The sequence below is a fragment of the Microcystis sp. BLCC-F209 genome (assembly GCF_041928595.1).
In the GTDB taxonomy this organism is placed as follows: Bacteria; Cyanobacteriota; Cyanobacteriia; order Cyanobacteriales; family Microcystaceae; genus Microcystis.
The window spans coordinates 1-10,014 of sequence record NZ_JBHFLL010000121.1 but is presented as its reverse complement, the minus strand read 5'-3'; the positions used below and the strand labels follow the sequence as shown (position 1 = coordinate 10,014).

Sequence of the window (10,014 nt, the reverse complement as noted above, 5' to 3'; positions counted from 1 at the left end):
CATAATACAGTGAGTTCTTTTCTTCTTCCGTGAATTCTAGGTTAATCATGTTTTTAATGAGTGCTTTGCTTCTAATTATGACTCTTAAACTATATTATTGTCCTTGAGTAAAAAATGCAAGTTGTAGCCGTGCAAAGTATACCTAATTTAACAGAAAAAGTGGGGGTGTTAGCTGGACTAACATCCCCCACAATGAAAATTTTCGGGAAAAATTGCCTAATAACGAAAAAACTGGATTATAATAAGGTCTTTGCTCAAGATTTTTGCTAATCGCTAACTGCCATAAAGCCCAATCAAGACCCCTGTTTATCGAGAGAAAAACCAATGGTAGCCACTTTAAAAGGACGAGATGTTTTAAGAATAACCGACATGAGTAGCGAAGAAATCAGCGCCCTACTCAATCTATCGGCACAGCTTAAAGCTGGCACTCTTAACCCCAGCTGTAAAAAAGTCTTAGGATTGCTATTTTATAAAGCTTCCACTCGGACCCGGGTTTCCTTTACCGTCGCCATGTACCAGTTAGGGGGACAGGTGATCGATCTTAATCCCAGTGTAACCCAAGTGGGGCGCGGGGAACCCTTAGCCGATACAGCCCGGGTACTCGATCGCTATCTCGATATTCTCGCAGTTCGCACCTTTAAACAAGAGGATTTAGAAGCTTTTGCCAATTACTCGCACATCCCGATTATCAACGCTTTAACGGATTTAGAACATCCCTGCCAGATATTAGCCGATTTACAGACTATCCAAGAGACTTTTCAGACTTTACGGGGAATTAACCTCACCTATGTGGGGGATGGTAATAATGTCGCTAATTCTCTCCTCCTAGGTGGCGCTTTGATGGGGTTAAATGTGCGGGTTGCCTCCCCCGCAAACTATCAACCCGATGGGGAAATTGTCGCCAGCGCCCAGGCTATTGGCGAGAAAACCGGTAGTAAAATCTTAATTACCGACGATCCCGTTACGGCAGTAAAAGACTCTCAGGTGGTTTATACTGATGTCTGGGCGAGTATGGGACAGGAAAGCCTCGCTGATGCCCGAATTCCCGTTTTTCAGCCCTACCAAGTCAATGAACAGCTAATGAGTCACGCTGACAAAGACGCGATTATTCTCCATTGTTTACCTGCTCACCGGGGTGAAGAAATTACCGACGGGGCGATCGAGGGTGTACAATCAAAAGTCTGGGAACAAGCGGAAAATCGGATGCACGCCCAAAAAGCTTTAATGGTGAGTTTATTGGGATTAATCTAGCTCCAGATGCTCAGTTACCTAAAATAATTATTAAACTACATAATCAATCATCCTAAGACCTGTCCGACACCAGAAGTTAACGCTAGGATTGATGGTAAGAGCAATAATCAGGGCAGCCTCCACACCTAACTATATGTCAGACACCTCCGCAGTTAAAAAATATCTCGCCCATTGGTTTCAATTGGGAAAAAAAGTTATTTGTCCCAAAAACCAAGCTATGCTATTTCCGCTGCCAATTTTCAATGCTGATCGCTATTCGTCGGAGTTTGAGGATTGTTGGCAAAAAATGCTTGATCCTCAAAGTGGCGATTGTTACCTAGAAGGTACTCAACAAACCATCCAAGACTTACTTTCCCCTCAATGGGAATTTCACCCCTGCGCTCGTTGTACTATACCTGTACCAATTGAAGTGCTGGGCCAATCGGGTTTATCCTGTCCCTGCCATGATTTGAGTAATTGGCCCAATTTAGAATTACCCCTACCCCATTTACCCGTCAATAGTCGAGAAAATCTCGATCGCATCCGGCAAAGATTGCTAAAAAATTCTCCCTCACATTAACCGGATCAAAAGAGACGTTAGGGGTAACGTCTCGAAAAAAGGATTGAGATTTAGGGTCTGCTGAATAAATCTAAAAACCTTGTTGGATAAGACTTTTAGACTTTTTTTTCCTCAAAAAGTGCCAGCCGTTGCGGGGATCGGGGGGAAAATTCAGGTACTTTTTCCCTGAAAATTAGGTAATTGACTACCTCAAAATCGTTAAAACCCCAAACCCCACACCCCACACCCCACACCCTGCCCCCAGGAAAAGCTTTTTCAGCAAACCCTATTTAACGATTTCTGCCAAAAAAATTGACCAAATCCCGCAATCTCTCACTATATTCTCCGGTTAAAGCTTCCTGACGATAGCGCCATGACCAATTCCCTTCTGGGACACTGGGGGTATTCATACGCGCATCGGATCCTAAACTTAACACATCCTGTAACGGTACGATCGCCTGATTAGCCACGGAACTATAGGCCAGTCGAATCAGATCCCAAGCCACTCCCTGACCACTGGGAGCGCCAAGATATTGATAAAGTCGCGCTTTTTCGTAGTCATTGGCGTTATCCTGAAACCAGCCCACAGTAGTATTATTATCGTGAGTGCCGGTATAAATCACACAGTTGCGTTCGACGTTGAAAGGAAGATAGGGATTACCCGCATCACCCCCAAAAGCAAAGTGGAGAATCTTCATCCCCGGGAAGGCAAAGTGATCGCGAAAATCTAGAACTGCTTGGTCAATATCGCCCAAATCTTCGGCAATAATCGGCAATTTACCTAAACGAGCGCCAATAGTATTAAAGAGATCATAACCCGGGGCCTTGAGCCAATGACCATTAATAGCATTTTCCTGGCCGAAAGCCACCGCCCAATAGGCCTCTAATCCGCGAAAATGATCGATACGGATGATATCGACTAGGGAAAGAACCGCTTTTAAACGGCGTACCCACCAGTCAAAGCCCGTATTTTTGAGATAATCCCAGTTATAAAGAGGATTTCCCCATAATTGCCCCGTTTCTGAGAAATAATCCGGGGGAACCCCCGCCACTTCCAAGGGATTACCGGTTTGCGGATCCAGTCGGAAAACCTGCGGATTTGCCCAAACATCGGCACTATTATGGGAGACATAAATGGGGATATCACCGATAATCTCGATACCGAGGGAGTTAGCATAGCGTTTTAGGGCTAACCACTGCTCAAAAAACTCAAATTGCAGGAATTTGTGCAGAAAAATCTCCTCTTGTAACTCCTGTTTCGGTGTTTCCAACGCACCCCAATGACGTTCGCGAATTTCTGTCGGCCATTCCATCCATGCTTTACCCTGGTAAGCGTGGGATAAAGCCATAAATAGGGCGTAATCCTCTAACCAATCAGCATTACCAGCACAAAAGCCGGCAAACTGTTTGTAAAGAATTGTGTCAGAACCCTTGACAAAATTGCTCGCCGCCTTTCTAAGTAGGGGAATTTTCCAAGCGATCAATCGCTCAAAATCCACTTGATCGAGGGGAAAATCGGGAATATCCTCGAAATCTGCCTCACTAAGCAGGTTTTTTTCTCGAAGAAGATCGAGACTAATCAGGAGATGATTGCCGGCAATGGCACTAAAACTCATGTAGGGAGAGTTACCGTACCCTGTGGGGCCTAAAGGGAGAATTTGCCAGAGTTTTTGACCACTTTGAGCCAAAAAATCGATAAATTGATAGGCTTCCCTACCTAGTTCTCCAATCCCGTAACGGCCGGGGTGACTGGTGGGATGAAGCAAAATACCGCTAGAACGGCTAAAAGCCATGAAAAAACCCCCTTATCAGTGATTCGGTTAGCAGTTCTTAAGTGTTTAAAGCTGAATGCTCACTGCTATCTCCAAGCTAACCCGATCTCGATCGATAACGGCAATACTTAACAACTTTATTAGACCTATAATGTAGGGTCTGCTGAAAAAGTTTGTTGGTGGGGTTAGGGTGTGGGGTTTTATCCATTGAGATTTTTTTGTCTTCGCGAGTGGTTCGGTAAGTCTGATCCAGTGATTAGGTTTTTCAGTATAGTTATTTTCTCTCTTGCCAAAACTTTTCAGTTAACAGAGTATCCACATCCTTCGCAAAAGGACAAACATCAGGAAAACTGGTATCAGGATAATCCTCGCGCACCGACTCCAACGCTTCCCCGTAGGATTCCCCAAAGATCTCGACTAGAAAGCTTTTTAAACTCGGTGAGTATTTAAACTCTTTTTTTAACTCGTTGCGAAAATTCCGGATCTCGATCTCCCATCCCCGATAACAATCCGGGAGAGCGACATAACACCGTTTTAAGAGATGCTCCAGTAAACGAACCAGAAAACTATGAACCGATTTACGCTGACTAATTCCCAAGGATTCCACCTCCTCGATTAAATTGTCCAGATCGATCGCAGCGAAATCTCCGGCTTTTAATCGATCTACTGTTTCGTCGATCCAGAGAGCGAAATCGGTATCGTAGAGCGTTTTCGTGGTTGTTGGTGTCATGCTCACGTCCTCTCGGTATTCTTTCACTATCCTAGCCGAACCGGCTCAAAATTTTTCCAATACTTCCAACTCCTCTAAGATTATAGATATCTTGTGAGAACCAAACTCCGTTTTGCCTTTTGCATGAGTAGAAAACGGGTTTCTCCGAGAAACCCGTTTTCTGTGCGTTACTCACTGAACTTCTCCCATACATATCTACTACAATAGCCAAAAACCCTTATCCATCAGACGACAGATAATGTGTGACTGCACAACAACTTAAGCGGGTGAGGGGAATCGAACCCCTATCATTAGCTTGGAAGGCTAGGGTTTTACCACTAAACTACACCCGCATTTTCTTAGCACTTTCGTTAGCATAACACGAATTGCCGATTTTTACAAGTAGGGATTTTCAGCTTGTTAATCGCCCCTAGATGGTTATAAATTGCCTAAAAATCCCGATCGCTCCTTTTTATCCCCGATTTGGCTAAAAGTTGCTTCCACGCGATCGAGGTCTAGTTGGGAGAAATTATCGATCGCCCAGTTGGACACTCTCTGCATAAAATGGAAGGGGTAGGTATGAGCGATTCCCACCACCTGCATTCCCGCTCTTTTTGCCGCTTCGCAACCAGCAAAAGTATCTTCAATCACCAGACATTCCCAGGGTTGCAACTGTAGATTAAAATTCCAACGATTGAATCTTTCTACGGCCAGTAAATAACCATCCGGTTGAGGTTTACTGGTGCTGATCTCATCCCCGGTGACAATGACACTAAAATAATCCCCAAGGCCCGTCTGTTGCAAGATCGATTCTACTTCCGAGCGTATTGCTCCCGTCACCAAACCGATTTGTAGATCCCTGGCCTTAACCCGTTTTAAAAAAGAGTATATCTCTTCATAAATAGGAAGTTTCTCTAATTTTCCTAATCTTTCTCGGTATAAAGTGGTTTTTTTGTTAATTAACTTGGTCAGATACTCCTCGGTCACTTGACGACCGCGACGGGTGAGAACATTACGCAAACAGACGCGATCGCTTCTTCCCAGACATAACTCCGCAAATTCCGACCCTAGGGGCAGTAAATTTTCCCCGAGCAAGATTTCATTGATTAACTCTTGATGGATCGGTTCATCATTGATGATCACCCCATTAAAATCGAACAGAACAGCCTTTAACATCAATCTTAGACAGAAAAGCTAATAAATACTCAGTGTTCTTGATTATACTAAAGTTTTTCGTTAGGGCCGGGCGGGTCTTGTCCCTGACCCCATCTCAACAAACAATTTTAACCGGAAAATTGCCAAGGCCTTGACAAATTCCCAGATTTGTTCTATTATTTTGTTATAGTGGGAATCCGTGCTGCCCTGTAACCCCCCTATTTTGGGTTTGCTGAAAAGGTACGGGCGAAGCATTCGGATAGAAAATCTACGGTTTCAGTGATAGGTTATTGCCCGAATGCTTCGCCCCTACAGGACGCGGGCCGATGAAGACGCAAGGTTTTGAAGCACGATTCTCTCCTTGCACCTGTTTCGCAAGACAAGCCACCAAAACCCTTACCTTGCCTACATTTCACATTTATTAAGCAAGCCCCATTCTGGGTTGAGATATTAGCCAAAAATATAACAAAAGAATTTAGGTCATTGTTTCTTGTTTCGTTTCCGATACCCAACGACGGAATAATTCCACAGCAATCCGATAACGAGAGTCTTGGCATTCGATGACATGATGATTTTCAAGGGTTTTTAGGGCCCGGTCGAGAGTTGTGGCAGTTAGTCCGGTGCTGGACAGTAAATCTCCCCGGGTTAATCCTTGCAGATGGGGAGAAAGAACTATTAAAATCTCCTGTTGTCCGGCCGGCTCTTGTTTAGCCTGTTTCCAGACACCCGTAAAATAATAATTCCCCCTTTGGAAAAACTCAGCATCGATGGCTTTTTCCACATCTTCCACCTGAAAACGAATATCTTGGGGACGTTGCAACTCAAAGACCTGTTTATTATAAAAACGTACCAGATGAAAGCCGATCAGTTGTACTAGATAGGGTTGACCGTGGGTAAGTTGATAAATTTTGTCCAAAGCGGATGGGGTATAGTCTAGGGGAAAATCCTCGTCTTCCCCAACGGGATTAGCGAGGATAACGCGAGTGGACTCAGGAGAGAGGAAACTAACTGGAATCGGGTAAACACTGCCAAAAAAAGGATGAAAATAATCGGCAGTCATCTCCTCTAGGGTATGTAATCCGGCAAAAACAAAAGCTAGACGCGGACTACTCTGGACAAGGGAACGCAGATAGCCGAGGAAATTCGGGGGGAGGGTATTCGCTTCGATTAAATCCTCAATTATCTCGAACTCATCGAGGGCAATAATTAAACCGGTTTTAGCTTTTTTCGGCAGAATCTGGCGCATCAGACGGTCTAAATAACGATTAAAATACATTTCTGGATGTTGGGAGATTTTTTCCTCTTCTGGGGCATCAATTGCCAAAGTTTGGGCGATTTCCTCAGCCATAGTCAGGAGAACTTCGGCTAGGCTGGTTACTGTGGCCACGCGCTGTAAATTAATGTAGATAACCGAGACATTTGGTGGGAGATAGGCCTCCAGATTGCGTAGAATCGAAGTTTTACCCATGCGACGATGACCATAGAGAACCACGGAGGATAGGTTATCTCCCGACCACATTGACTGAAGTTCCCGCAGGATATCCTCACGACCAACAAAGCGTTTACCGATCACTGGATCACCGATAATGTAGGGATTAGGAATCGGTTGGGTAATAGTTACCGTTCCCACCGTTCCCGCGATGGATGCGCTAATTTCTGCCCATTTTTCGGCAATAGAAAGGATTAATTCTTTTTCTGCTTGGGGTAAATTAGCCGCCTGTTGGTCGTTTATATCCTTTAATTCCCCGATAATCCGATTAAGAGCGAGGGATCTGGTCTGTTGGGAGTAACTTCTCTGGACTAAAGCTATTTCTGTGATAACTAGATTTAAACTGCTGATAGCTTGCCAAGTTTGCGGACGTAATGAAGGTTCTGGGGCAATGGGGGCAACTTTCAGGGAAGCGATACCATCGGGAGTTGCTGCCAGACTAAATCGGTGTAAAGTTTGGGCGAGGCTATACATTTCTTCCCCGTAGGCGAGGGAACGTACCACAGCAAAGGCTTTTTCGGCTTTTTCGGTGTCCCGTTGGTGAAGATACCAAAAACCAGCGGCGGCGGCGCGAGCAGGAGTATCTAGACGGATTTGGCTGTCAGACCAAGAAAACAGTTTCGCCGACGCATATTTTAACAATTGCCAATCGGAGGGATTTTCTGCCAGACGGGAGACGCGATAGATAATTTCTGCCTCTGGGAATTGCGATAAAACGCGATTAACGGCGACAAGGACAGGAATAAACTGGCAGCTGTACCGAAAGTATTGATTGAGGTTATTAATAGCCGTTTCCCAGTCTTGCTGTAACCATTGTTGTAGAGTCGAGGTTAACCCCGGCAGCGGTAGAAGGGTAATACGGGGAAAAAGTCGCCCTTGGGGACCAGCCAAAAGCCCGATTAGCCAATTATCAAGACGGAAAAAGGCGAATATAAACCCCACGCCGGACACCCCGCCGAACACCACGCCGAACACCACGCCCCACCCCACGACGGACACCACGCCGAACACCACGCCGGACACCACGCCGGACACCACGCCCAACCCCACGCCGGACACCACGCCCAACACCACGCCCAACACCACGCCGGACACCACGCCGGACACCACGCCGGACACCACGCCCAACCCCACGCCGGACACCACGCCCAACACCACGCCCAACACCACGCCGTACACCACGCCCAACACCACGCCCAACACCACGCCGTACACCACGCCCACCCAATTAACAGAAAGTCCTAAATTTGCCGCTATGCTACAGATAATGAGAGGGGTAATTACAGTTAAGAGAAGACCCTGAATCCCTAGACGCAATTGTACGGGATGGTCGCGGAGAAATTGTATTTTATCGCGCCATGTTTTCTGTTCTTTTAATTTATCGCCGCCGCCTCTCGTTTCCACATACCAGCGCACTGCTTGGGGAAAATAAAACACCCAGTACAACAGCAAAAGATAATCAAAGGGATTCCATAAAGATAAATCGCGTTTGAGTTTAGGGGCGAGATTAATTCTGGGGACGGTGCTTTCCTTCATAATTTCTATCTCTAGCTATTTACCCGGTGATGGTTTATTAAGTAGTTAGGTGTTAACTGTCAGACACCCCCCTTATCAAGGGGGACAGGGGGGATCAAACCCAAAATTAAATCAACTTATTGTTTAGTTATAACCTAAGTTCGGGATGCTGAGTTATTGACTTTGGTTTGATAAAGTTTAAAACAATTTTGCATCACCTCTCGCGGCTTTCCTTGACTTTGCCTAACAAGAGAACTTATTTCCTCCTCAGTAAAAGTCACTCCAGTTTGACTTAGACGATGACTAATAAACTCTTTAATTTTAGCTTCATCCCATAATTTAATCGGAAATTGTTGACAAATTCCCTCGAAAGGTGAGTCACGTCTTTTGTTATCAGGAAATAAAACATCAAGGGGACGATTAGCCGCTACTACTAATCTTAAAGGTGGATCGGGACGATTGGCTAACTCTCTTAATTGACTTCTAAGCTGATAGCTGAAATATTTTTGAGTCATATTATCTACCACATCCAATAATAACAGGATTTTATGTTTTTCTAATTCCCTAGTTAATCTAGTTCCTTTGAGCGGTTTATCGTAATTCGCAGCTATACCAATCTGATTACATAATTCATAATAAAAATCCTTATCTCCTGCTAATCCTTCTAAGTTTAAATACAAGGGTTGTCGATGCAAATACTCCCTTGCTTGATGGTAAATTCCCCAAAGCAGGGTGGTTTTTCCCGTTCCCCTTTCCCCGATAATAGCAGCACTACTGCCGGAATTTAAAACCTCAAAAATATCTTTAATTTCTTGTTCTCGGCCAAAAATCTGCTGAATTTCTTTAATACCTCCGGAAGTGGGTTTAAAAGGATTATGGGCATTTTTTTGGGGTTGTAATTGCGGAAAATATTTAAAAATAGTCTGAACTGAAATCGCTCTTCCTCCTAAATCACTGTACTCATCTCTGGTTTTATTCACCACTCCGCACACTTTCCCCGTGCGTAAATTTAACAGAGGTGAACCACTAAAACCGGGTTGTACTTGCCCTAATTTAAACTTGATTAAGGGGTTTTCATCCCCCGTTAAACCTATATACTCAAAGTCACTAGGATCAACGTTCGGATAATCGTTGGTATAGCCAAAAGTGTATAATTTATCTGTTAATTGTAAATCGTGATCAAAATCGACATATTTGTGATCTAAAGACGAGTTTAATTGTAAAAGAGCCAGATCGATCCCATCTAGATTCGGTAAGTGGATAATTTTAGCCATAGAAATTTGACCTTGCCAAATTATCTCGATAGTCTCGCGATTATCCCGCGCATCTTTCACCACATGAAGACAGGTCAAAATTAACCCTTGTCCCACAAAAAAGCCTGTTCCTGACCCATAGATTAACTTTAACCTGACAGTGTACGGGGGTAGAGATTCCGGGGTAAGCATGGTTCTTCGGTTTGTGTTATGTAATGGACGGGGGTTATAAGAGATGGAACCCTTATAGAGAAAGACATTGGACGATTTTTGTCAATTGTTTTTGATCTAGAGCGAGCTAATCAGTTAAATCTTTTGCCAGATAAGGATTT

7 protein-coding genes and 1 tRNA gene are annotated in these 10,014 nt (G+C 44.4%); 2 read left to right on the top strand and 6 right to left on the bottom strand.

Annotated features, from left to right (window positions below; translation table 11 throughout):
- Positions 1-324 precede the first annotated feature (324 nt).
- Both argF and ACE1AQ_RS07825 read left to right on the top strand, forming a co-directional pair.
- A complete protein-coding gene (gene argF / locus ACE1AQ_RS07830; RefSeq protein WP_110545847.1) occupies positions 325-1,251 on the top strand; it encodes an ornithine carbamoyltransferase in 927 nt (308 codons plus the stop codon).
- A 133-nt stretch (positions 1,252-1,384) separates the two neighbouring features.
- Positions 1,385-1,810 (top strand): hypothetical protein, encoded by a 426-nt coding sequence (locus tag ACE1AQ_RS07825; protein ID WP_039899639.1) that lies wholly within the window; start codon positions 1,385-1,387, stop codon positions 1,808-1,810.
- A 269-nt stretch (positions 1,811-2,079) separates the two neighbouring features.
- On the opposite strand, the gene malQ is transcribed toward ACE1AQ_RS07825, so the two are convergent.
- The 6 genes from malQ to ACE1AQ_RS07795 form a co-directional block, all read right to left on the bottom strand.
- Complete coding sequence (malQ, locus tag ACE1AQ_RS07820; protein WP_110545846.1) at positions 2,080-3,582, bottom strand: 4-alpha-glucanotransferase; 1,503 nt, start codon at positions 3,580-3,582, stop codon at positions 2,080-2,082.
- A gap of 253 nt (positions 3,583-3,835) precedes the next feature.
- Positions 3,836-4,291 carry a DUF29 domain-containing protein gene (locus ACE1AQ_RS07815; protein WP_110545845.1) on the bottom strand — a complete coding sequence of 152 codons (456 nt, stop codon included), beginning with the start codon at positions 4,289-4,291 and terminating at the stop codon, positions 3,836-3,838.
- A 261-nt stretch (positions 4,292-4,552) separates the two neighbouring features.
- Positions 4,553-4,623 (bottom strand) — tRNA-Gly (locus tag ACE1AQ_RS07810).
- Positions 4,624-4,708: 85 nt separating this feature from the next.
- Positions 4,709-5,446: an HAD family phosphatase gene (locus ACE1AQ_RS07805; RefSeq protein ID WP_110545844.1), complete on the bottom strand. Its 738-nt coding sequence runs from the start codon at positions 5,444-5,446 to the stop codon at positions 4,709-4,711.
- Between the two features lie 454 nt (positions 5,447-5,900).
- Positions 5,901-8,450: an ATP-binding protein gene (locus ACE1AQ_RS07800; RefSeq protein ID WP_374808180.1), complete on the bottom strand. Its 2,550-nt coding sequence runs from the start codon at positions 8,448-8,450 to the stop codon at positions 5,901-5,903.
- Between the two features lie 134 nt (positions 8,451-8,584).
- Positions 8,585-9,874, bottom strand: a complete 1,290-nt coding sequence (locus ACE1AQ_RS07795) for a serine protease (protein ID WP_110545842.1) — start codon at positions 9,872-9,874, stop codon at positions 8,585-8,587.
- Positions 9,875-10,014 lie beyond the last annotated feature (140 nt).